This is a genomic window from Arenibacter algicola (genome assembly GCF_000733925.1).
Classification (GTDB): Bacteria; Bacteroidota; Bacteroidia; order Flavobacteriales; family Flavobacteriaceae; genus Arenibacter; species Arenibacter algicola.
Genome location: NZ_JPOO01000001.1, coordinates 234,170 through 259,127, shown reverse-complemented (window position 1 = coordinate 259,127; position 24,958 = coordinate 234,170). Strand labels below are relative to the sequence as shown.

General features: G+C 40.7%; 18 protein-coding genes. 10 read left to right on the top strand and 8 right to left on the bottom strand.

Annotated features, from left to right (window positions below):
* The first annotated feature begins 1 nt into the window (after position 1).
* Positions 2 to 892, top strand: coding sequence for a transglutaminase family protein (locus tag U735_RS0101100; protein ID WP_031442059.1), 891 nt, complete (start codon positions 2 to 4; stop codon positions 890 to 892).
* A gap of 131 nt (positions 893 to 1,023) precedes the next feature.
* Here U735_RS0101100 and U735_RS0101095 read toward each other — a convergent pair whose 3' ends face one another.
* Positions 1,024 to 1,449, bottom strand: a complete 426-nt coding sequence (locus U735_RS0101095) for a response regulator (RefSeq protein ID WP_051891811.1) — start codon at positions 1,447 to 1,449, stop codon at positions 1,024 to 1,026.
* A complete protein-coding gene (locus U735_RS24840; RefSeq protein WP_051891810.1) occupies positions 1,442 to 3,163 on the bottom strand; it encodes a sensor histidine kinase in 1,722 nt (573 codons plus the stop codon). The genes U735_RS0101095 and U735_RS24840 overlap by 8 nt, the downstream gene beginning before the upstream one ends.
* 620 nt (positions 3,164 to 3,783) lie before the next feature.
* Here U735_RS24840 and U735_RS0101080 point away from each other — a divergent pair.
* On the top strand, positions 3,784 to 4,668 hold the full coding sequence (locus tag U735_RS0101080) for a dienelactone hydrolase family protein (protein WP_031442056.1): 885 nt from the start codon (positions 3,784 to 3,786) through the stop codon (positions 4,666 to 4,668).
* Positions 4,669 to 4,699: 31 nt separating this feature from the next.
* Here the strand turns inward: U735_RS0101080 and U735_RS0101075 are convergent, their stop codons facing one another.
* The 4 genes from U735_RS0101075 to U735_RS0101060 form a co-directional block, all read right to left on the bottom strand.
* Positions 4,700 to 6,325, bottom strand: coding sequence for a sodium:solute symporter (locus tag U735_RS0101075; RefSeq protein ID WP_031442055.1), 1,626 nt, complete (start codon positions 6,323 to 6,325; stop codon positions 4,700 to 4,702).
* A gap of 72 nt (positions 6,326 to 6,397) precedes the next feature.
* Positions 6,398 to 7,279, bottom strand: coding sequence for an SMP-30/gluconolactonase/LRE family protein (locus tag U735_RS0101070; protein ID WP_031442054.1), 882 nt, complete (start codon positions 7,277 to 7,279; stop codon positions 6,398 to 6,400).
* 58 nt (positions 7,280 to 7,337) lie between these two features.
* Positions 7,338 to 8,102, bottom strand: a complete 765-nt coding sequence (locus tag U735_RS0101065; RefSeq protein WP_031442053.1) for an SDR family NAD(P)-dependent oxidoreductase — start codon at positions 8,100 to 8,102, stop codon at positions 7,338 to 7,340.
* Entirely contained in the window at positions 8,092 to 8,400 is a 309-nt protein-coding gene (locus tag U735_RS0101060) for a hypothetical protein (RefSeq protein WP_031442052.1), read from the bottom strand. The genes U735_RS0101065 and U735_RS0101060 overlap by 11 nt, the downstream gene beginning before the upstream one ends.
* Before the next feature lie 325 nt (positions 8,401 to 8,725).
* Here U735_RS0101060 and mfd point away from each other — a divergent pair, with 325 nt between their 5' ends.
* Positions 8,726 to 12,124, top strand: a complete 3,399-nt coding sequence (gene mfd, locus U735_RS0101055) for a transcription-repair coupling factor (protein ID WP_371514376.1) — start codon at positions 8,726 to 8,728, stop codon at positions 12,122 to 12,124.
* Positions 12,125 to 13,456, top strand: coding sequence for a thioredoxin-like domain-containing protein (locus U735_RS0101050; RefSeq protein WP_031442050.1), 1,332 nt, complete (start codon positions 12,125 to 12,127; stop codon positions 13,454 to 13,456).
* A 105-nt stretch (positions 13,457 to 13,561) separates the two neighbouring features.
* On the opposite strand, the gene U735_RS0101045 is transcribed toward U735_RS0101050, so the two are convergent.
* Positions 13,562 to 14,221 carry an aspartate kinase gene (locus U735_RS0101045; protein ID WP_031442049.1) on the bottom strand — a complete coding sequence of 220 codons (660 nt, stop codon included), beginning with the start codon at positions 14,219 to 14,221 and terminating at the stop codon, positions 13,562 to 13,564.
* 51 nt (positions 14,222 to 14,272) lie between these two features.
* Complete coding sequence (locus U735_RS0101040) at positions 14,273 to 14,632, bottom strand: YraN family protein (RefSeq protein WP_031442048.1); 360 nt, start codon at positions 14,630 to 14,632, stop codon at positions 14,273 to 14,275.
* A gap of 191 nt (positions 14,633 to 14,823) precedes the next feature.
* Between U735_RS0101040 and U735_RS0101035 the strand changes: the two genes are divergently transcribed.
* The 6 genes from U735_RS0101035 to U735_RS0101010 all read left to right on the top strand — a co-directional run bounded on the left by U735_RS0101035 (position 14,824) and on the right by U735_RS0101010 (position 23,734).
* Positions 14,824 to 16,332: a DUF1800 domain-containing protein gene (locus U735_RS0101035; protein WP_031442047.1), complete on the top strand. Its 1,509-nt coding sequence runs from the start codon at positions 14,824 to 14,826 to the stop codon at positions 16,330 to 16,332.
* A gap of 11 nt (positions 16,333 to 16,343) precedes the next feature.
* Complete coding sequence (locus U735_RS0101030) at positions 16,344 to 18,059, top strand: DUF1501 domain-containing protein (RefSeq protein ID WP_031442046.1); 1,716 nt, start codon at positions 16,344 to 16,346, stop codon at positions 18,057 to 18,059.
* Positions 18,060 to 18,194: 135 nt separating this feature from the next.
* Positions 18,195 to 20,279, top strand: coding sequence for a methionine--tRNA ligase (gene metG / locus U735_RS0101025; RefSeq protein WP_031442045.1), 2,085 nt, complete (start codon positions 18,195 to 18,197; stop codon positions 20,277 to 20,279).
* Positions 20,280 to 20,480: 201 nt separating this feature from the next.
* Positions 20,481 to 20,582: a GIY-YIG nuclease family protein gene (locus U735_RS26105; RefSeq protein WP_316932995.1), complete on the top strand. Its 102-nt coding sequence runs from the start codon at positions 20,481 to 20,483 to the stop codon at positions 20,580 to 20,582.
* 442 nt (positions 20,583 to 21,024) lie between these two features.
* A complete protein-coding gene (locus U735_RS0101015; RefSeq protein ID WP_031442044.1) occupies positions 21,025 to 23,148 on the top strand; it encodes a Tex family protein in 2,124 nt (707 codons plus the stop codon).
* Positions 23,149 to 23,218: 70 nt separating this feature from the next.
* Positions 23,219 to 23,734, top strand: coding sequence for a ferritin (locus U735_RS0101010; RefSeq protein ID WP_031442043.1), 516 nt, complete (start codon positions 23,219 to 23,221; stop codon positions 23,732 to 23,734).
* The last annotated feature ends 1,224 nt before the right edge of the window (positions 23,735 to 24,958 follow it).

The window sequence follows — 24,958 nt, the reverse complement described above, 5'->3', positions numbered from 1 at the left end:
TATGATTTTTAACGTTAAACATACTACCAAGTACGAATACAATGCTCCGGTGATTTATTGTCATAATATTGCTACGCTACGACCGCGGGAATCCAAAGGTCAACAGTTATTGGACTATAAAATACAGATAACACCTCAACCCGCAGAAATTTCGGAGCGCATAGATTTTTTTGGCAACTATATTACCCGTTTTTCCATACAAACAGAACATATAGAGTTAAAAGTAACTACAAAAAGCAAAATAGTGCGGGATTATGCCCAGTTCCAAGATTCCTTTTTTTCCGAAGCATGTAGGAGCATTACCTTAGACCAAACCCTTTTAGCTTTAAAAAGTACGGACCCTGCTATATTGGATGCCAGGCAATATATCTTGGAATCTATTTTTATTAGACGTGCCGATGACAGTATACGGGACTATGCCGAGGTTTCCTTTAAAAGAAATCGTTCAGTTTTTGATGCCGCCTATGAACTGATGCAACGTATTTATACCGATTTTCAGTTTGTACCAGGGTTTACCAGTATTTCCACTCCTGTAGCGGAAGTCATGAAGGAAAAAAAAGGGGTTTGTCAGGACTTTGCCCAAATAGCCATTGCCTGCATCCGGTCTGTAGGACTACCTGCAAGGTATGTTAGCGGTTACATAGAAACCGTACCCCCTAAAGGCAAAGAAAAATTGGTAGGAGCGGATGCCTCCCATGCCTGGTTCGCGATTTTTATACCCGGTTTTGGTTGGGTAGATTTTGACCCAACAAACAATCTTATACCCATGGATCAACATATTGTGGTAGGCTGGGGCCGGGATTACTACGACGTACCGCCTTTAAAAGGTGTAGTGTACGGCAGCGGCAAAAGCAGGCTTAAAGTGGCTGTAGATATAGCGGCTGCAATATAAAGTACATGTGCATTGCCGGCTGTTTCAAAAACGGACATTAGGATTTACAACCAATAGACCGGTCGTGGAGCTTTTGTTATTACACTTACAGTTAAACCAACATTGGACCAGACTATAAAGAAAATCATAATCTAAAATTCGTTATGATACCACTTGGTGGTTGGAAAATGACTAATCAGGTTTTTGATTCCCTCCTTTGATATCGGCTTTACCAGGTAACCAGAAAGTTCACTAATTTCTTTGGCCATGGCTATATCATGGGGATTGTTGGAGGATGTTAGCAGGTATATATTAACATCCTTTTTTATTTGGGTTTGAAGTGATTTATATTCCTTGAGAAACTCCCATCCATCCATAAAAGGCATGTTTACGTCCAAAAGGATAATATCAGGAAGATTGGTGGCAGCGCCGAGATTCTGTTTAAGGAAATCCATTCCCTTTTCACCATCGGAAAAAAACTTAATCTTTATGTCTGGACTTATTTCAGCAATGGTATTCTTCATTATAAACTGAAAAATCTCATCGTCATCGATTAGAAAAAAACTTAAGTTATTCATAGCTGTCAAATATTATTTTAAATGTGGTTCCCTTTCCCAATTCACTGTTTACTTCAATATTGGCATTCAATGATTCCAATTGTGTTTTCACCAGAAACAACCCCATACCTTTGCCGGATAGTCCACGATGAAATCTTTTATATAATTTAAAAATATCATTGCCATAGCGATTTAGATCAACCCCTACGCCATTGTCCTCCACTACCAAAACTTTCTTGTCGTTCTCCCATAAGGTACGGATAACAATGACGGACCTTTTGTTGGGATCCCTATATTTTATGGCATTGGATATTAGATTTTGCATTACACTTTGTAAATAGATTTTTGAAAACTTTATTTCGTTCCATGCCGTAAAATCTGTCTTCACTTCTATGGTTTCTTTGTCCAAAGTTTCAACATACAGATCCAAGGTAGCCTCTAATAAAGGCCCCAACGCTATATTTTCCAATTTAACCTGGTCGTCATCGTTCAGAATCCTAACGTAAACGAGAAGATCATCTACCAGGATATTAATAGCATGGGTTACTTTTTGCAATTTAGGAAAATAACTTTCGGCCTCTTCATAATCCTTGGCTTCCTTTAACATGGAAACCAAAGCAGAAACACTTGTAGTAGGAGCTCTTAAGTTATGGGCAACAATATTGTTATAATCCATAAGTTGGGCATTCCGTAACTCTAACTTATTCTGTATAGCTGCCAAAGCGTTGTTTTTATTTTCCAACTCCGTGCTTTTGCTTTCCAGCTCCTTGTTAATTACTTCAAGGGCCTGCATATACTTCTTTTTGGAAGTATCACTTTTCGCCTCAAGATATGACAGACATAAAATAACAGCTATTGCCACTAAATTGATAAGGAATATTGAAAAAATCTCGCTTTTCAGCCTAGCATTTAAAGTATGTGAATCCAGATGTTTTAAAAGTACCCATTTATTATCGGTTTCAATGTCCGCAAATCTATGCTGAACTAGAGGAGTTTGTGCAAGTTCGGTTTTAAAATCCAATTCGGTTTTTATCCACAAATCCCCGTTCTGCAACAAAGAAGTAGTTTCTTTAGTCCTCAATGAATCCACCAACTCAGGATATTCCTCATAAAAGGTAATATTTCTACTCTTTGGAATTAAATGGGCAAACTCCTTTATGCTGTCCTTACTTACAAGGTAATTGCCAAAACGATCCAATAATATAAAGGAATAATGATTATCCTTTTTTAGTATTTCCAGGAACCTTTCTGCACTAAAATTAATGACAACTATGCCCAATTTGTTGCCGAGGGCATCAAATATAGGGGCAACCCCTCGAATCATTGGCTTATATGGAAATTCCAATATCCCATTTTCCTGATTCAGATTTAAGGGGGACAAATAAATTTGACTTTTCTTGAGATCAGTGGACGCCTGATAGTAATCCCTATTTGCCTTATCCTGAAGGGCTACACTCTTTATTATTTTGCCATTGTCCTGTCTATTGAGTCTATAAACCTCCTTTCCTGACAAATTGATAAGCCTGAATTGACTATAACTGTCCATTCCAATAACAAAATCACCAATTTTCTTGTCTAAATGCGCATTCTTGTCCGGATCAAAGTCGCTCTCACTAAAACCATATTGTTCCCAATAATAGAGATTGGCTATCATGGGTTTTAAAAGTTCTACGATAAGTTGTTTTTTATTGGAGAGTTCATCTTGCTGCAAGGAAATCAGCTTTTTGTGCTCCATTTTATATAACCATAAAACAGCCAAAACGCTCAAAATGAGAATTGGGAGGTAGTATTTAACAAACTTTAATAGTAATCTTTTAAGCAAATTTCAAGCTATTAAATGGTTAAACCCAGTGTTGGAATTCAAACACCGGCCAATGCACAAGCAATATATTCGGGGGAAAGTTTTATTGGACCAGTTTAGCAATTTACTGGAAATCAAATATAAGTAAAATTAAATCTCATCAATCATTTTAAATTTTAATCTTATAAAAAAAATAGCCTTCTAAGTCTCGATTAAACCTGACATATCCAAATTCATTTTTTAATGAAGCCTATAGGATAATATATATGAATTGATTTCTAAAGTCCCATTATTTTTACAATAAAGAAATACGAAAATTAGTCCTACTTCATAATTACCTTTAAAAGTTAAAACTATTTTCATACTTTTAATAGGTACTGACATTTAAGGCTTCTATGCTATTATAAACATTTAATAAGGCAATGAAGATCAAGAAAATCCTTTCAAAAGGGACCTCCCGGATACTTCCGTTAATTTGGTGACAAGGGAGTTATTGAACCGGATCTGATGGAACCTAAAGAGTAAAACGCACGTTCAACCATAAATTAATACCCATGAGACCATTGAAAAAAGAAGACATTAAACAAGAGGTTTTTGACCTTTATGATGACTATGCACACAACAGGGTAAGCAGAAGGCTGTTTATGGATAAATTGTCCACCTATGCCGTTGGTGGGTTAACGGTAGCTTCACTACTTAGCTTTATTTCTCCTGATTACGTGAAAAAAATCCAAATAAAGCCCAATGATCCAAAATTAAAATCGGAATATATTCACTACGATTCCCCCAAAGGAGGCGGTTCCATAAAGGGCCTGCTTTCTAGACCGGCCGATACCAAGGCAAAACTTCCAGGAATAATCGTGGTCCACGAAAACCGTGGATTGAATCCGCACATTGAAGATGTAGGACGCAGGGCCGGTATGGCAGGATTCATCTCTTTGGCCCCAGATGCCTTGACACCCCTGGGCGGTTATCCCGGTAATGACGACGATGGCCGTGAGCTGCAAAGCAAGAGAAATCGCGATGAGATGTTGGAAGATTTTATTGCTGCCTTTGAATATTTGAAAGTACACCCGGAATGCTCCGGCAAGGTTGGCGTGGTAGGCTTTTGTTTTGGAGGATGGATTTCCAATATGATGGCGGTAAAGGTTCCTGGTCTAGGAGCTTCCGTTCCTTTTTACGGGGGTCAGCCAACTGAAGATATCGATAAAATAAACGCCCCATTACTGCTTCATTTTGGTGAATTGGATACTCGCGTCAATGAAGGATGGCCCGCCTATGAGGAAGCCTTAAAAAAGCATGGCAAGGAATACAAAGCCTATATCTACCCAAAGGCAAACCACGGTTTTCACAATGACACCACCCCGAGGTATGATCGGGAAGCCGCTGAATTGGCCTGGGGACGGACCATCGATTTTTTTAGGGAAAAACTCGCTTAAGATAAAACTATAAAAACAGTTCCAACAGTCATTACAGTGAAAGCGTACTAAATGATATCATGATATACAGCACAATTAGCACTACCAAAACCGATGCCAGTATGTCCCAAATAGTATAGCTCGACTTGTTTTCCTCTTTTTGTTTTTCCGTAACCGTTCCAAAGGTTAGTCCGGACAATTGTGCTGCCGTAGGGGCCGGATAAAACATACTCACAATAACTGCAATGGCTATACACAAGGCAAAGAAATAAGCCGCGAACACCAACCAATTAACATCCGCTAGGTTAAAAAGAAAACTTCCCTCGGAAAAACTGGATTTCATTATTTCCAGCGTCAATTTGGAAAACCCTATGATCAATCCCCCCACCAAGGTAGCTATGGCCCCATTTGCATTAATGCGTTTATAAAAAATACCCAAAAGAAATACCGCCGTAATCGGTGGAGAAATATAGGCCTGCACATTCTGTAGGTATTCGTATAATCCATCAGAAAGCCGTGTTATAACGGGTATCCACAACAGGCCCAGACCCACTACAAAAAAAGTGGCGGTCCTCCCCGTTTTTACCAATTCCTCCTCAGGTTTTTCAGGTTTTAATTTATTATAAATATCCAGAGTAAACAAAGTGGAACAGGAATTAAATACAGAAGCCAAGGAACTCATCAGTGCAGCCAGCAATCCTGCCGCTACCAATCCGCGAAGGCCGGAAGGCAAAAGGTTACTCATTAGGACTGGAAAAGCTTCATCCGGACTGTTCCAATCCAGTTTTCCCTGAAGTTTAAGCCCCAAGGCCACTACTCCCGGAATTAGAAAAAGAAAAACGGGCATAAGTTTTAGAAGCGCCCCAAAAATACTTCCCCTTCTACCTGCTTTAATACTTTTGGCAGTAAGCACCCGTTGCACAATTACCTGATCTGTACACCAATACCAGATTCCCACAATGGTACTCGTAAGGAATAACGGCAACCAAGGATAATCCGGGTCCGAATTGGGTCGCCACATATTAAAATAATCCACACCAATGGTTTCCTTCAGCTCTCCCCAACCGCCTACAGCTTCAAGTCCCATAACACTTAAGATTCCGGCTCCTACTACCAAAACAATGGCCTGTATGGTCTCTGTATAGACCACCGCACGCATCCCGCCCAAAATAGTGTATAGTCCGGTAAGTGCCACGGTTGCCACAGCACCGATCCAAAATGGTATCCCCAAAAGGGCAGATACCACCACCCCACCTGCATAGATGGTCACGGAAACTTTGGTAAGTACATAGGCAATTAAGGACACAATGGATAGTACCCATCTAGAGCGGGCATCGAAACGTTTTTCCAGAAACTCCGGCATGGTAAAAACGCCACTTCTGGCATAGAAAGGCAAAAACACCCACCCCAACATTAAAACGATCCAGGCGTGGAGCTCATAAATCAACAGTGGCATTTTATCCCCGGCACCATTCCCGGCCAATCCCACTACATGCTCGGACCCAATGTTGGAGGCAAAAATGGAAGCTCCTACCATAAACCACCCAATGTTCCGTCCGGCCAAAAAGTAGTCCTCCGTATTCTTTTGTTTTTGTTTTATTACCCACCAGGCAACCCCCAGCAATATCACAAAATAGGCGCTGATCACCACCCAATCCAATGCGTCCAATCCTTTCATTCTAACTTAATTTGGTTTTCGTTGGTTTATATTATTTGAGATTTTTTTAGATAGCCAAGACAGGAACTTGTTTTAAGTTATACTCTTAAACTGAAAGGCAGGGAGTCCTTTATGGCCACAATTCCTGACTACAAATAAGGACCCAGCCAAGGGTTGCTTCTCCAGTTCCAATTCACTGAGCCCCTTCCTAGCTGAAGTTATATATAGATCTTCCATGGTTTCCCCACCAAAGGCACAGGAGGTAACTTGGGAAACCGGCATGGAAATGGACAATAATTTTTTTCCCGTACCAGGGTCGTAGCGGGCTACCTGCCACCCTCCCCAATGCGCTATCCATAACATTCCCTCGTTATCTATTGTCATTCCATCCGGAAAGCCGTCCTCCTCGGCAATGGTAATGACCGTTCTTTTGTTGGCCAATTCCCCACTTTCCTTATTGTAATCATAAGCCACTACTTTGCGGGTGGGGGAATCTATAAAGTACATAGTTTTGTGATCCAGGCTCCAGGCCAGACCGTTGGAAACGCTAATATTGGATTCCTTTTTCCCAACATTTAATGAAGCATCCAGCACATAAAGGCTGCCAGAAGATTTATCTTCTGCGATGGGCATGGTCCCTGCCCAAAATCGACCTACAGGATCACATTTCCCATCATTAAACCTGTTTTCCGGCATATGTGTTTCTGGGTTCTTTATCATATCGACTTCCCCTGTTTTCCGGTTAATGAACACAAATCCGTCTTTTACGGCTGCGATGTAATTTCCCTTATCGGAAAGTGCCATAGCCCCGATCATTTGGCCAACCGAAATGGTATTCAAAGTATAGGTTATTGAAGACCATTCATGGATATTTCCATTTAAAATATCTACCCAACATATCTTTTTTTTGGAGTCATCCCAAAGTGGACCTTCGCCCAATTCGCATATAATTCCACTAACTACTTCTGGATTCATATTTTTTAAAATCTATTATAATTGATTGTTATAGTATTAAGAATATTCAAGGTGACCATTATTTTTTATAAGGAGACGGACTTACCGATGTCCAACCCCCATCGATCACCAAACTCTGTCCCGTTATGTGTTTGGCGTTATCGGAGATCAAGAACAAAACTGCCTGCGCTATATCATTTACAGATGCAGGTCTGCCCATGGGCGTAATATTTTCCCAGGTCCCAAAATAGTCTTTATCCTTCAAGGTCCTTTCTGTCAAGGTAGCCCCTGGGGCCACGGTATTGACATTTATTTTATAGGGCGATAGCTCTATGACCAAGTTCTTGGCCAACATTTCCAATGCCGCCTTGCTCATCCCATAGGCCGCTAAGTTTTCATGAGCCTGATGACCGGTTACGGACGACATAAAAAGTATAGAACCGCCCAAACCTTGCTTTTTCATTTGATTGGCCGCTGCCTGGGCCAAAAAGAAACTGCCACCCAAATTGACTTTCATCACCTCAAAAAAAGATTCCGACGGATAGCTAAGGAATTCCCCAAAGAGGGTAATCCCTGCATTGGCCACTACTATATCCAATTTTCCAAATTCTTCAACGGCCTTGTCCACCATTTGGTTTATGACCGATATATCCCCTGAATCTCCAGGGAAAGCAATACATTTTCCTTTCTTCCGGTCCATTTTTGCCACTGCCTCCTCAGCGAGAACGACATCCAAATCATTCAAAATAACATTGGCCCCATGGGCAACCAATTGTTTACAGATTTCCAGGCCTATACCCTGCCCGGCCCCTGTCACAATAGCAACTTTATCCTTAAAATCCATAATAGATAGGTGTTCGATTAATGGGAAACCCTAACAACCTCGCTCCCCGATTTTCCCCGTAGAAAATCCATATCCGCTCCCAAATCCTCTTTTTTGCGGATGCCGCCAATTCCCTAAAGCGACCATTGCAGGACATAAGCTTGGACCAGGTATTAAAAATGCCAATTACGGGTTTGTTATTGAATTCCAATTGGAGTATTCCTTGGTTCTTCATCCAGGCTCTATAGACAAATCCGTCTTTAACTGTACGTCCAATCCAGTCGCTGCTGCGCAGCTCTTTCTTGTCCTCGTTTTCCATTGGTTAAATAATTTTTTTGTAAATCCACTAAGATGGGATTCAACCGGATTATAAGGTGAAAAAAGAATATTTCACATTCTTGCTATTTTATGCAGTATATGACCATATTCTCTTTGCAGGCTTCAATATCGTGAACTTTTCCGAATTAAAAACTTCATTTTTTAAGGAATTTGTTGTTTTGATACCAACTAACCGATTTTAGCAAAAATCATTTATAATAAATACTCTGATAATTCTATAGGCACATAAAATAACTCCTATATTTTGGGGGCATAACAATCAAGGGTTATATTTGCATAAAAATTTACGGTTGACAAAATCTTCAATGTTACAACTGTTCGCACAGTCTCCCCAACTGGGAAAACTGAGGGCTACTATTGCCAATTTCCAAGAAAATGCCGCTGCGACCTCAAGCCCTAAAACAAATATAAAAGGCCTAACAGGGTCTGCCCTGTCCTTTGTTATTGCAGAAATATTTCATAAATCCGAAGCTCCATTTTTGTTTATTTTGAACGACAAGGAGGAAGCCGCCTATTATTTAAATGACCTGGAACAACTCTTAGGAGATAATGATGTCCTATTTTATCCAGGTAGTTACAGAAGGCCCTACCAGATTGAGGAAACCGACAATGCCAATGTGCTTTTGCGGGCAGAAGTCCTGAACCGCATCAACTCCAGAAAAAAACCCGCCATCATCGTTACCTACGCCGATGCGCTTTTCGAAAAAGTGGTGACCCGAAAGGAACTGGAGAAAAACACCCTAAAAATTAAACTGGACGATACCCTTTCCCTGGACTTTCTAAATGAGGTACTGTTCGAATACAAATTTAAAAGGGTCGATTTTGTTACGGAACCAGGAGAATTCTCGGTTCGGGGCGGCATCATGGACGTATTTTCCTTTTCCCACGATGAACCGTACAGGATTGAATTCTTTGGGGACGAGGTAGACAGTATCAGGACCTTTGATGTGGAAACGCAATTGTCTACACAAAAGGTCAAAAAGATTACCATCATCCCCAATGTGGAAAACAAGTTCCTAGACGAAAACCGGGAAAGCTTTCTAAAGTACATATCCCCAAACACCCTAATCTTTAGCAAGAACCTGAGTTTGCTCTACGCTAGGTTAGATTCATTTTTTGAAAAAGCAGAAGAGGCATTTACCGAACTGTCCAAGGAAATAAAGCATGCGAAACCACAGGAATTGTTTACCAATTCCGATTTATTGAAACATCAGCTGGCCGATTTTGGCCTTGTAGAGATCGATGGAAGCACTACAACTTCGAGTGATCCGGAAACCATAGTTTTCAATACAAAACCACAACCATCCTTCATTAAAAAATTCGATTTATTAATTGAAAACCTTAACGATAACTACAAAAACGGGTTTACCAATTATCTCTTTTGCGCCACAGACCAACAGGCTAAAAGGTTTCACGATATTTTTGATGAAGTGGGAAAGGAAGTCCATTATAAAACCGTTGTACTTCCCCTATACCAAGGCTTTTTGGACCATGATCTAAAGATAGCCTGTTACACGGACCATCAAATCTTTGAGCGCTATCTAAAATTCCACTTAAAAAATGGCTACGCCAAAAAACAGGCCATTACCCTAAAGGATCTGAACAAATTGGAAATTGGAGACTATGTTACCCACATAGACCACGGTATCGGGAAATTTGGGGGCTTACAAAAGATAGACGTTGAAGGCAAGAAACAAGAAGCTATAAAGCTAATGTACGGGGAAAGGGACATACTTTATGTCAGCATACATTCACTGCACAAAATCTCGAAATTCAATGGAAAGGACGGCGCTCCCCCAAAAATATACAAGCTGGGTTCAGGGGCATGGAAAAAAATCAAGGACAAGGCCAAGTCGCGTGTTAAAAAAATTGCCTTCGATCTTATCCAACTTTATGCCAAGCGAAGGCTGGAAAAAGGATTTCAATACGGTCCGGATAGCTACTTACAGCACGAACTGGAGGCTTCCTTTATTTATGAAGATACTCCGGACCAAAGCAAGTCTACCGAGGACATCAAGAAGGACATGGAAAGCGAAAGACCTATGGACCGACTCGTTTGTGGGGATGTAGGTTTTGGCAAAACGGAGGTGGCAATTAGGGCGGCTTTTAAAGCTGTGGACAATGGCAAGCAGGTAGCAGTGTTGGTCCCTACCACCATTTTGGCTTTTCAACACCACCGTACCTTTTCGGAGCGTTTGAAAGATATGCCGGTTACCGTAGATTACGTAAACCGTTTTAGGACCGCCAAGGAGAAAAAGGAGACCTTGGAAAATCTGGCTGCCGGTAAGGTGGATATTATTATAGGCACCCATCAATTGGTGAACAAAAATGTGAAGTTCAAGGATCTGGGCTTATTGGTTGTGGATGAAGAGCAAAAATTTGGGGTATCGGTCAAGGACAAATTAAAATCCATAAAAGAAAACGTAGATGTACTAACGCTTACCGCCACACCTATCCCAAGAACACTTCAATTTAGTTTAATGGCGGCAAGGGACCTTTCGGTCATCAATACGGCACCGCCCAATAGATACCCTATAGAAAGTGAGGTAATCCGTTTCAGCGAAGAGACCATTCGCGATGCCATTACTTACGAAATCCAGCGGGGCGGACAGGTCTTCTTTATCCACAATAGAATTGAAAATATTAAGGAAGTTGCCGGTATGATCCAAAGGCTGGTGCCGGATGCCAAAATTGGCATCGGCCACGGACAAATGGAAGGCAAAAAATTGGAAACCCTTATGTTGGCCTTTATGAATGGGGAGTTTGATGTATTAATTTCTACCACCATTGTAGAAAGTGGTCTGGATGTTACCAACGCCAACACCATTTTCATCAACAATGCCAATAATTTTGGACTAAGCGATCTGCATCAAATGAGGGGACGTGTAGGCCGAAGCAATAAAAAGGCTTTCTGTTACTTTATTACCCCACCATATGACGTCATGACCAACGATGCCAGAAAAAGAATTCAGGCCTTGGAACAATTTACGGATTTGGGCAGCGGTTTCAATATCGCCATGAAAGATCTGGAAATTAGGGGTGCAGGGGATCTGTTGGGAGGAGAGCAAAGCGGATTTATCAATGAAATTGGTTTTGATGCCTATCAAAAAATATTGGCCGAGGCCATAGATGAACTAAAGGAAAACGAATTCAAGGAACTCTATGAGGAAGTAGGCGGCAAACAAAAAATCTTTGTCAAGGAAACCCAAATAGATTCCGATTTTGAATTGTTGTTCCCTGATGATTATATCAACAATATTACCGAACGTTTAAATCTCTATACCGAACTGAACCAGGTTTCCGATGAGGAAGGTTTACAAAAATTTGAGACGGAATTGGTAGACAGATTTGGGGAGCTCCCTACCCAGGCTGAGGATTTATTAAACTCGGTCCGCATCAAATGGATCGCCAATAGTATCGGCCTGGAGAAAATAGTGATGAAGAAAGGCAAGATGATCGGCTATTTTATAGCGGACCAGCAATCTGATTTTTACCAAAGCAGTTCCTTTACCGCCGTGTTGCAATTTGTACAGGCCCATCCCAACCTTGCCAAACTAAAAGAAAAGCAGACCCGTAATGGTTTGCGCTTATTGTTGGTCTTTGAAAATATCAACACTATAGACAAAGCCTATAAATCAATTCAACCATTCAATTCACTTATTCCCAAAACAGGAATAACAGTCCCAAAAAACGCCCCTATATAGATGAATCCAAAAAACGCATTTTTCCTATTAACCCTTTGTTTCACTTTATTATCGGAGGCCCAACACAGTGTTTCGGGAAATTTATCCCCTGCCGACGATTATAAATGGTTAATTGCCTACAAATTAAATCCGGACCATCAGAATTATATAGCCGATACCGCTGTTAAAAACGGAGCTTTCTCCTTAGATATGCCCGCCAATGCCCAGACGGGTATGTATAGACTGGTATATGCAGTGCCACAGGAGGAGTTTTATTTTGATTTTATCTATAACGGCAAGGAAGATATTGTACTCTCCTTCGATTCCCAAAAAGGCTTGTCTTTTATATCCTCAACAGAAAACCTACTATACGCCCGGTACTTTAATGAAATTCATGGGTTGGAGAAACAAATAACCCAGTTTTATGCGGAACAAAAGAAAGACCGTAACCTGCTTATAAACCTGAACCAAAAATTGGCTGCGGTGCAAAAATCATTCGAGACCCAATCTCAAGGGATGCTCAGCGCACATTTTATATCTGCAAACAGGCCCTACATTTCTTCAGGGTATGAGGATGCCGAAACTTATATGAAACATAAAAGGGAACATTATTTTGATGCCTTGGACTTTAACGATCAGGTACTACAGGGATCAGACTTTTTAAAGGACAAAGTAGTTAATTACGTATTTACGGCCCTGCCAAATCATCAAATTGCCAATAATGAAAAAGAGCCGGTAATAATGGACAATGTGAAGGAATTGGCCCAGGTACTGGAAGATGTAAGCGCTACCAACCAGGTGCAGTTATTTAACAGTCTATGGACTCGGGCGTCCAATGATAATTTAAATAAAGTGGCCGATTTTATCTATGATAATTATCTAAAATCCCTGGCAACAGAAACCAATAAATCCGAACTCATAAAAAAGATCGAAATCCAAAATCGACTTCGATTGGGAGCAGTAGCCCCAGAAATTATCTGGAATGAGGGCAGTATTACCAAAAGGCTTAGTGGTCTTTCCGGAGCAAAAAATTATGTAATTGTTTTTTGGAGCAGCACCTGTTCGCATTGCCTACAGCAACTTCCTGAATTTCACAAGGCCTTAAAGGATATTCCCAATACAAAGGTGCTGGCCATTGGCCTGGAGGATGATGATGTAACCTGGAAAAAGGAATCGGCAAAGCTATCAAACTTTGTTCATGGTATTGCTTTGGGAAAATGGGAAAGTCCGTATGCCGACATATATGATATTCAACAAACCCCCACCTATTATGTTTTGGACAACGAAAAACGTATTGTTGCCAGGCCGGGGGATTACGAAGAGGTTTTGAAATTTTTAAAACACCACGATTAACACACTGCCATTGGAGTCATTGTGATTTCACAATTATAAAATGGAAATAATCTATAACTAACCAATTGCTACATTGATTAGTTGATCCATTTTTACATTACCACATTACAAGGTTTTGAGATCCTTAATTGTCTTAAAGGCCACATCTACCTGTTCATCATTTACGATGATAGTAAATTCATTGGTGGTAGATATTACTTCATAAAGGACGATTCCTTCCCAAGCCAAACGTTGAAAAATAAAGTAATAGATTCCAGGGACAGAAACGTTTTCCGCCGGTAATTTTACGGTAATCGAGGAAAGGTTTTCTGCTTTTTGGGTACACTTCTCGTTCTTGAACAACTCTTCCACTGCCTCGTCCAAAATATTGCTGACAACGATATTAAGTTCGTTGACCCCCCTTGACGAGGTATAGAAAACATCCTTATTCCTATTTACCTCATTTAACAAAACAGTCTGATTTTCCAAAATGGATTCGGATACCAAAAAGGTAAAATCGGTCAATGATGACCTTACCGTGATTTCCCCGATATTTTTTAAAACTTTAATAATTTTATGGGTAGCACGGAACTCTAAATCATCGGAAAGACGTTTTAAGGCCATTACAATAGCACCGTTGCGAATATCCTTCCCCAACTCACTTTCTATTTCCGGTTTTACTATCCTAGAAAGCGATGTTAAGTTAATAATACCCTGAGCTAAAGCACTTTGCAAAAATGGTTTCTTTTTAATGTAGTCTTCCACGACCGATGAAATAGTCTTCATTTTCTTAAACTTTTGGTAAAAATAACAAATTGTTACAAATAAAACAAATAATTAAAAGTGATAAAACGCATTTTCCAAATGTTCTATAGAAAATTTTGTCCCACTTTTATGTATGGTAATAATATCGAACCTGGCCTCCACATCAAGATCCTTGCTAATAATATAATGGTCGGCCGCCAAGACCAAGAGTTTTATTTTCTTCTCTGTTACCGTGTCGGCTATAGGTTGCATATAGTCAGAACTGCGCGATTTAACCTCTACAATGGCCAAAATATCCCCTTTTCTAGCAATTATATCGATCTCGGCTTTCAAATACCTATAATTTCTATGAATTACCTTATAGCCATTCTCAGTTAAATAATCGACCGCCAATTGCTCTCCCTTTTTCCCAAATTCGTTATGCTTAGCCATGCCATTTCAATTCTATTTATCAAAAAACGTGCATTTTATCGAAAAACCTAACATACTGTCGTCCAAATTTCTACAAACCACGTAATTTGTTTTGCAGTATAACGAATATTTTGTAAGACCAATAATTTCTTATTAAAATATGCGTTATGCAATGACCCCTTACTAGTAACCTATCAAATGCGGAATAAATTATGGAATTTTTCATAAACTGTAATACTTCTAGTTTGGCCCCCTATACCACCCCCCTGGATGGACAAAGGGCTCAACATTTATATAGAAGATTGGGTTTTAGCGCCTCCGTCCAAACGATTAATCAAGCTACTGGCCAAACAGCCGGCAATTTGGTTGATTCCCTTATTCTCGAAGCCCAAAATATGCCCCCCTTGGCTGCCCCGACCTGGGCAGATTGGAACAATAGCAATTATCCTGAAGATGACGACCAGCGTGGACAATTAATGAGGTCGCAACAAGAAGAATTCAAATTGGCCTATACCAATTCCTTGCTTGACAATAATCTTCGAGATCGTCTTAGTTTCTTTTGGAGCAATCATTTTGTAACAGAACTGGACGTATACAATTGTAATTCCTTCCTTTATCATTATATCAACTGTCTACAGCGCAATGCCATTGGTAATTTCAAGACCTTTGTCAGCGAAATTGGCCTTACCAGTGCTATGCTATACTATTTGGACGGCGTGTACAACAATGGTAACAACCCTAATGAGAATTATGCCCGTGAGCTATATGAGCTATTTACCTTAGGCGAAGGAAATGGATATACCGAACAGGATATCATTGAAACCGCAAAAGCGCTTTCCGGATATGTTGAAAGGGGAGAACTAGGCTGTGAGCAGGTAGTATTTGATGCTTCCAAATTCAATTCCGAGAGCAAAACAATTTTTGGCCGTACTGGAAATTGGGGATATAATGACGTTATTGATATTCTTTTTGAGGAAAGAGCCAACGAAATAGGCTATTTCATCTGTAAAAAATTATATGAATTTTTCGTTCACCCGGATGCTACAGATGCAGCCAACAATGCAAAGACCATTATCGATGGCTTAACAGCAACCTTTATCAGCAATAATTTTGAATTGGCACCAGTATTAAGCCAACTCTTTAAAAGTCAACATTTTTTTGACGATGAAGCCATTGGCGTTATCATTAAAAGTCCGTTCGATTTATACCTGAATATCACTAAAGAAACCGGCTTTGAATATGACAATACCACAATTGGAAGTGCCATAAATTATAGTGGCATGCTGGGGCAAGATCTTTTTGATCCTTTTGATGTTGCCGGATGGCAGCGAAACAGGGACTGGATCAATACCAATTTTATGATTGGCCGTTGGCTTACCATGGAGGCCATTGTAGATGGTTTTTACCAGGACAACCCTGAACAATTCAGGACATTTGCCATGGATGCCGTTGGACCCGCCAATAGCAATACAAGTAACCCCGAAATTGTTGTACGGGCCATTGTGGATAAAATTACGCCCAAGGGAATGTTTACCCAACAGGATTTTGACAACGCCATGTCGGCATTTAAAATAGAAGATGTACCGGAAGATTATTATGGCCCGGATTATATTCCTGGCGGACAATCGTTATGGATTTTAAGCGTAAGCCAAGAGGTTCCCTCACAAGTTCACCTGCTTATAAGACACCTTACAAGACAACCCGAATTTCAACTTAAATAAAACCGACCATTATGTGCGATACTCATCACAAATCACCCCATAAAGGCAAAGACCATGATGGTCACGATTTGGAACATAAGACATGGAGTCGACGTTCCTTTCTGCAAGCCTTAGGTATTGCCGGTTCTGGATCCATGATGCTGGGCAGTAATTTCCTAACTGCATCGGCTCCATCACCCCTGACCTCGGCAATAGCCATGGCGGAAACAGATAATATTTTAATTTTAATTCGTTTGTCTGGTGGTAATGACGGCCTTAGCACCATTATCCCCATTGAACAATACGACATATATGCCAATGCACGTCCCAATATTTATCTTCCGGAAAGTAAAATACTTAGGCTAACGGACGAATTTGGAGTACCTACCTATATGAAATCTTTGGAACCCATGTGGGGCGAAGGCCAATTTAAAGCCGTTCATGGCGTAGGTTATGAAGGCCAAAGCCTATCCCACTTTACAGGTTCTGATATTTTTGCCAATACCGACCTTAGCACTACAGGTTTCAGTGGAAGGGATACCGGTTGGATGGGTAGACATTTCGAATACCTATACCCTGATTATTTATCGGATTTTCCCGGTAGCCGACCAGAGGGTCCTGCCGCCATTCAAGTTGGAAACTACGGCAGTTTGGTTTTTGAAGGAGAAGAGACCAATTACGCCTTTGTAACCAACAATATTGATCAGTTGGAACAAATTGCGGAAACAGGTTTGCAATATCCCATAAATGATGAGCTATTCGACAATTGCATGTATAGCGATCAAATCAAATTTCTGAGAGGTGTATCCAACGTAACCAATGAGTATGCAGGCACAATACACGATGCCTATATGCGCGGTTCAAATCAAATAGAGTATCAAGATAATGGTTTTGCCAGACAATTGGCATTATTGGCCAGATTGATCAAAGGAAACCTTGGCACCAAGGTCTATATGATTAGCATGGGAGGTTTTGACACCCATGGAAATCAACCTTTGGTACACGAACGCCTAATGACACAACTGTCTATTGCCGTTGATAATTTTTATGATGACCTGGCCTTTACCCAGCAGGATGACAAGGTATTGAGCATGACTTTTTCCGAATTTGGAAGAAGGATATTCGAAAACGGCTCCAATGGAACCGATCATGGTAAAGCTGCTCCAACCCTGTTTTTCGGTTCTGGATTAAATGGCAGTGCCTTTGTGGGTGACCATCCTTCTTTGGACGAGCCCAATGGCAGAGGTAACCTGGAATACACCATGGACTTCAGAAACCTGTATGCCACCGTACTGGCAGAATGGCTATGTGTAGATATTCCCCTTGTGGAACAACATATCATGGACGGATATAAATATACCCCCGTAAACCTTGGCTTTAATTGTAGTGGAGTAGATTTCCCTGATATTGTTTACAGTGATGGCCAGCCCACTCCTCCAACGCCGACAGATCCAACTGGGGAAAATCCAAATCCTGAATTGCTGGATGCCATCGTTCACAAACCTTTTTACCCAACAGATTCAACACCCCATATTTACCTTGAAATGCCTTTTAGCGGTCATGTGGACATCCAATTGTTCAACATCATGGGCCAGCATTTAGGAACGGTATATAATGAAATAATGTTGGAGGGTTCCATTGAAATCAATGTTAGGGAGAGACTGTCTACCTATTTGGCGTCAGGAAAATATATCTATAGAATACAAGTTCAGGATAAAAAACTTAGTAAATCCATAATGGTAGCTTAAAGTCACCCCCTACTTACTATGCGAGAAGGCCTTCGTAAATTCTGAATTCTTTTCAGGGTAACGAAGGCTTATTTTTTGAAGGAATACGCCAGCTGCAAGTAAAAATCTTTATTTTTGCAGCCTAATCCAAAAATAATGTCGCAGAACCTTCAAAAGCCAGCAAGATATACCATAACCGCAGCCCTTCCTTATACCAACGGACCTATACATATTGGCCATTTGGCGGGAGTTTATGTGCCGGCGGATATCTATGCCAGATACTTGAGATTAAATGGAAATGATGTGGCCTTCGTTTGCGGAAGCGACGAACACGGGGTCGCCATTTCCATGAAAGCCAAAAAAGAAGGTGTAAGTCCACAAAACATAATCGACAAATACCACGGTATTATTAAGCAATCCTTTCAGGATTTTGGCATTACTTTCAACAACTATTCAAGAACATCCGCGGAAGTCCACCATAAAACGGCCTCAGATTTCTTTGTGAAGCTATATGAACAAGGAGATTTTATAGAGGAGACTACCGAACAATTATATGACGAAGAGGCAAAGCAATTTTTGGCCGATCGTTTTGTAATTGGTACTTGCCCTAGATGTGGCCATGAAGAGGCTTATGGGGATCAGTGCGAAAATTGTGGTTCCACCTTAAATGCCACTGACCTAATTAATCCAAAATCGACCATTTCCGGGGCGGTACCCTCCCTAAAAGAAACCAAGCATTGGTTTTTACCTTTGGATCGGTACGAAGATTTCCTAAAGACCTGGATATTGGAAGGCCATAAAAATGACTGGAAACCCAATGTATACGGTCAATGTAAATCTTGGATCGATGACGGATTAAAGCCAAGGGCGGTGACCCGTGATCTTGACTGGGGAATCCCGGTGCCAGTAGAAGGTGGGGAAGGCAAGGTATTGTATGTTTGGTTTGATGCTCCAATAGGCTATATTTCGTCTACCAAAGAATGGGCAGCCAGGGAAGGTAAGGACTGGGAACCCTATTGGAAGTCCAAGGACACTAAAATGGTACATTTTATCGGCAAGGACAATATAGTATTCCACTGTATTATATTCCCTAGTATGCTAAAGGCACATGGCGATTTTATTTTGCCAGAAAACGTGCCCGCCAACGAATTTTTAAACCTGGAAGGCAACAAACTCTCCACTTCCAAGAATTGGGCGGTATGGCTGCATGAGTATTTGGAAGAATTTCCCAATATGCAGGATGTACTTAGATATACCTTGACCGCCAATGCCCCCGAAACCAAGGACAACGATTTCACCTGGAAGGACTTTCAGGCTAGGAACAACAATGAATTGGTGGCCATTTACGGGAACTTCATCAACCGGGTAGTAGTGCTTACCAACAAGTATTACAATGGAATTGTGCCCACTCCAGGCACTTATAGCCAAGTAGATAAGGAGACCCTGGACGAGCTTAAAAAATATCCCGAGATCATTGCCAGTTCCATAGAAAGATACCGTTTCCGCGAAGCGGGACAGGAGGTAATGAATTTGGCGCGACTTGGCAATAAATATTTGGCCGATGAGGAACCCTGGAAAGTAATTAAACAGGATGAGGAAAGGGTAAAGACGATCATGTTTGTTGCCCTTCAAATAGCATCTGCTTTAGCGGTATTAAGTGAACCCTTCCTGCCTTTTACCGCCGCCAAGCTTAAAAAAATCCTCAATATCTCCCAAAGCTCAACTGAGGATTCCCTTGAATGGAAAGACATATCGGAAAAAGAAGTATTGCTCCCAGCAGAACATCAGATCAATGAAGCCCAATTATTGTTCAGCAAAGTGGAGGACGAAACCATACAGGCCCAATTGGACAAATTGGAAGCTACCAAAAAAGAAAATGAAAACATGAACAAAGAAGTAGACCCACAAAAAGACACCATTACTTTTGATGATTTTACCAAACTGGACATGCGTGTAGGTACCATTATCGAAGCCGAGAAAATGCCGAAGGCAAAAAAACTTTTGGTCTTAAAAGTGGATACCGGACTGGATATAAGAACCATAGTATCCGGAATTGCTGAAAGTTTTTCGCCAGAGAACATCATTGGAAAAAAGGTAACTGTTCTAGCGAATTTGGCTCCTAGGGCCTTACGTGGCGTGGAAAGTGAAGGCATGATTCTTATGACGGAAAATGCAAATGGCAAACTGGTATTTGTGAATCCGGATGAAGACGGGGTAGAGAATGGGGAAACTATAAATTAAGTCCGGACTCCGCTGTAACCTGACAAACTTAGAGTACGCCTGGACTCCTAAATCCAGACTCTATTCACTGGTAAACTTGGGATGGTAAAACCATACTAACTATGTTGCCTTTGTAATGAAATATTTATATTGAATACTAATGTCAGGTCGAGCCTGCCTTCCGCAGGCAGGCGCAGTCGAGACCTCCTCAAGTGTAACAATATGAAATTCAATTATGTATATACATTATTATGTTCGGATGAAATAACGTACACTGGTATTACAAACGCCTTTGAGAGAAGGATTTATGAACACCTCAGGTGATTAAACAAGTCTTGTTTTACTTATTAAAGACGGCCTGTTAAATTAGTTTTTCAACAAGAATTCAATGATTTCATCCAAGCCGTCTATTTTGAAAAAAAAATAAAAATATGGAGTGGAAAAAAGAAGTTGGCCTTGGCCAAAGGTCAATTTAATCTATTACAAATATTAGCCGAATGTCGTAACGCTACCCATTCCGCTTTTAAACCGAAAAATGAAGATAAATAGGTCTCGACTCCGCCTGCCTTGCCGTCAGGCAGGGTCTCGACCTGACAAATCATGAACGACTTGAATACCGAAAGGTAAGCACGAACCAACAAACCATGGAAGAGATAAAATAAATAGCAATAATGCCCTTTAAAAAATTAACCAAAGCTGAAAAAAGTTTATAAAATATTATGTCCGGTCGAGCGAAGTCGAGACCTCCCTTAAAACAAATTACCCTATGAATCTTATATCCTACATTGTAAAAAACACCCAACTCCCAATAAAAGGAATAGAAAATACGGTTGCCCTATTAAATGAGGATTGTACTGTACCCTTTATTTCCCGTTACCGTAAGGAACGGACCGGAAATTTGGACGAGGTACAAATTGGCGCCATTGTACAGTACAAATCGCAGTTTGAAGCTTTGGAAAAACGCAAATTGGCCATCCTTAAATCCATAGAGGAGCAAGAGGAACTAAGCCCTGAGTTGTCCAAAAAAATAAGTGATGCCGAGGACCTCACCACCTTGGAGGACCTCTATCTACCCTTCAAGAAAAAACGAAAAACCAAGGCAGAAACTGCTAAAAAAAATGGCTTGGAGCCATTGGCCAAAATTATTCTGGCCCAACGCACCGATGAAATCGATTTTGAGGCATCAAAATATATCAATGATGCCGTTCCCAATGAAGATGATGCCCTGGAAGGAGCCCGACATATAATTTCGGAATGGATCAATGAACGCAGTGATGTTCGAAATCAGATCAGGACCCAATTGGAAAAATTCGCCCTTATTTCAACCAAAGTTGTTGCAACCAAAAAGGACGATGAAAAAGCCCAAAAATTTAGGGACTATTTTGAATGGAGCGAACCGCTTAATCGGTGTCCATCACATCGACTACTGGCCATCCTGCGAGCCGAAAATGAAGGCTTTATTCGTGTTAAAATTGAAATTGACGATGAGAAAGCCATCTCCAATATGGAGTATAGGATCATTAAAAGTAACAATAGCACAGTTCCCCATCTTCAATTGGCCATACAGGATGCCTATAAGAGATTGCTATTCCCCTCCCTTTCCAATGAAATTCTAAAATCTGCCAAGGAAAAAGCGGATGAGTCTGCCATTCAGGTATTTTCAAAAAACCTGAAACAACTCTTATTGGGGTCACCTTTGGGGGAAAAAAGGATTTTGGCCATAGATCCCGGCTTTAGAACGGGTTGTAAAGTTGTTTGCCTAAGCGCTCAGGGCGATTTGGAGCACAACGAGACCATTTACCCCCATGCACCTCAAAACGACAGTACAGGGGCTATAAAGAAAATTAGTTCCTTGGCGGACGCCTATAAGATTGAAGCGATAGCCATAGGTAATGGTACCGCCTCTAGGGAAACGGAGCAATTAATAAAGCGGATTCAATTCAAAAACAATATTGAGGTGTTTGTGGTCAGTGAGGCCGGGGCCTCAATTTATTCGGCCTCCAAAATTGCCAGGGAAGAATTTCCCAATTACGATGTTACCGTTAGGGGTGCCGTATCAATCGGGAGACGCTTGGCAGATCCCCTGGCAGAATTGGTTAAAATAGATGCCAAATCCATCGGGGTAGGACAATATCAGCATGATGTAGACCAGAATCTATTAAAAAACTCCTTGGACACGGTGGTGGAAAGTTGTGTAAATACAGTAGGCGTTAACATCAATACGGCCAGCGTACCCTTACTCAGCTATGTTTCCGGAATTGGCCCCAAACTGGCTGAAAATATTGTTGCCTATAGGAACGAAAATGGTGCCTTTACCAGCAGGAGCGAAATAAAAAAAGTACCACGTTTGGGAGAAAAGGCCTTTGAACAGGGAGCGGCATTTTTACGCATCAAGCAGGCAAAAAATCCTTTGGATGATTCCGCAGTACACCCTGAGAGCTATTCCTTGGTGCAAAAGATGGTGAAAGACCAGGGAGTTCCCCTTTCCGAAATAATAGGAAACAAGGAAGTTCTAAAAAAAATCGATCTAAAAAAATACTGTACCGAAAATGTGGGATTGCCAACGCTACAGGATATTGTAAAGGAATTGGAGAAACCCGGTCTGGATGTTAGGGAAAAGGCAAAGGTATTTACCTTTAATCAGAACATCAGGACCATTTCCGATCTAAGAGAAGGGCAATTACTGCCAGGAATAGTGAACAATATTACCAATTTTGGTTGTTTTGTAGATGTAGGCATCAAGGAAAGTGGACTAATCCATATCTCCAACCTGTCCGATAGTTTTGTAAAAGATGTGAACGAACATGTTAGCCTGCACCAACAAATTATTGTTAAGGTACTAGAAGTGGACATTCCCAGAAAACGAATCCAATTGGCTTTGCACAAATAACTCCAAATCTTAAGTTAAGAGCTGGCAAAAAGAGTCTTTTATTTGTAACTTTAGGTAAAATTTAAAACATATGTTGTCCGAAAAACTAGAAAAAGCATTGAACGAACAGGTCCGCATAGAGGCGGAATCTTCACAGGTATATTTATCCATGGCCTCTTGGGCCGAAGGCAAAGGATTGGAAGGTATTGCACAATTTATGTACAACCAATCCGATGAGGAGCGTTTACATATGCTCAAGTTGGTAAAATACATCAATGAAAGGGGCGGGCATGCTTATGTATCTGCACTAAACGCACCAAAAACCGACTTTGGCAGTTTTCAGAAAATGTTCCACGAGTTATTGGAGCATGAAATTTTTGTATCGGATAGTATCAACGAATTGGTACATGTAACCCTACAGGAAAAGGATTATTCAACCCATAATTTTCTTCAATGGTATGTAGCCGAACAAATCGAAGAAGAAGCCTTGGCCCGTAATATTTTGGACAAGATAAACCTCATTGGCAATGACAAAGGCGGGCTGTATTTGTTTGATCGTGACATACAGCAAATTACCGCCAACAGCGCTGCCATCACGCCTCAATAATGGGCTTAAAATAAAGTGCATGCACCCTTTAAGGGACCCGCACAGCTAAAGAGTTATTGAACCTGAATCCCCGCCATAAGGTGGGGTTCATTCTTTTATGCACTTACCATACTGCGACAGCTTTAAAAATGCTAACCCTCGAATAATTTAACATTTAATCTTATTTAGATTTAATTAAAATAAATACTTTTGCCCAGTTATTATTCTAATTTCCAGTGGGCAAAAAAAAGAAACAGGACAAAAAGGTTGAAAAAAAGCTAAAAAAAGCTTTAAAAAAGGAGCAAAAAGCGGCTTTAAAAGTAATGGTTCCGCACGGATGTAAAACCAAATGCTGTGATAAGTACAAAAAGTCGGAATCCAAAAGATGCAATCGTTGTCCTTGTTTTGATCTAATGAAGAAAGTGGCTTAAACTTTAATTCATGTTTCTTAGCCAAAATTCCGCATTTAATTTTCTTCTGATAGGTACTATATGGTCTTACAAATGTAGAATAGCGAACTATCCACTAATCCAAAATCTTCCTTTTTGAAGTGTTGCCCATCAAAATTAGAGCAACTTGTGTGATTTAGCTCATGTCAGGTATTCGTGAACCTAACTTGCTCCTTTTAGGTCGAAATGACTTTAGCAGTCACTTCGACATGAGCCCTTTTTGGGGCGATTGAGAAGTCGCACAAATAACTTTTAAAATTCCAGTTCCCTAAGCTTTTAGCCAGAAACAGAAAGTTACATCCTTATAAATTTGATTAATTATTGGGGAGCTTATGGAATCTGTCCCTTAAGGTACCGATGACGACGTAGGCGAAAACCAAAATAGGCAAGCAATGACATTAGCAAGGGCTCCTTCCCTTGGACCCCTCCCTAACCCTCCCCCAAGGGGAGGGAATTTGTTAGAATATGGCAAATATAAATTTGAGCTGGAATTTTTCCCTTAAGGTACCGATGACGCATAGGCTAAGACCAAAATAGACAAGCAATGACCTTAGAAAGGGCTCCTTACCATGGACCCCTCCCTAACCCTCCCCCCAAGGGGAGGGAATTTGTTAGAATATGGCAAATATAAATTTGAGCTGGAATTTTCCCCCCTCCTTTGGAGGGGGCTAGGGGGAGGACTTTTTGTCACTTCGACATGAGCCCTTTTTGGGGCGATTGAGAAGTCGCACAAATAACTTTTAAAATTCCAGTTCCCTAAGCTTTTAGCCAGAAACAGAAAGTTACATCCTTATAA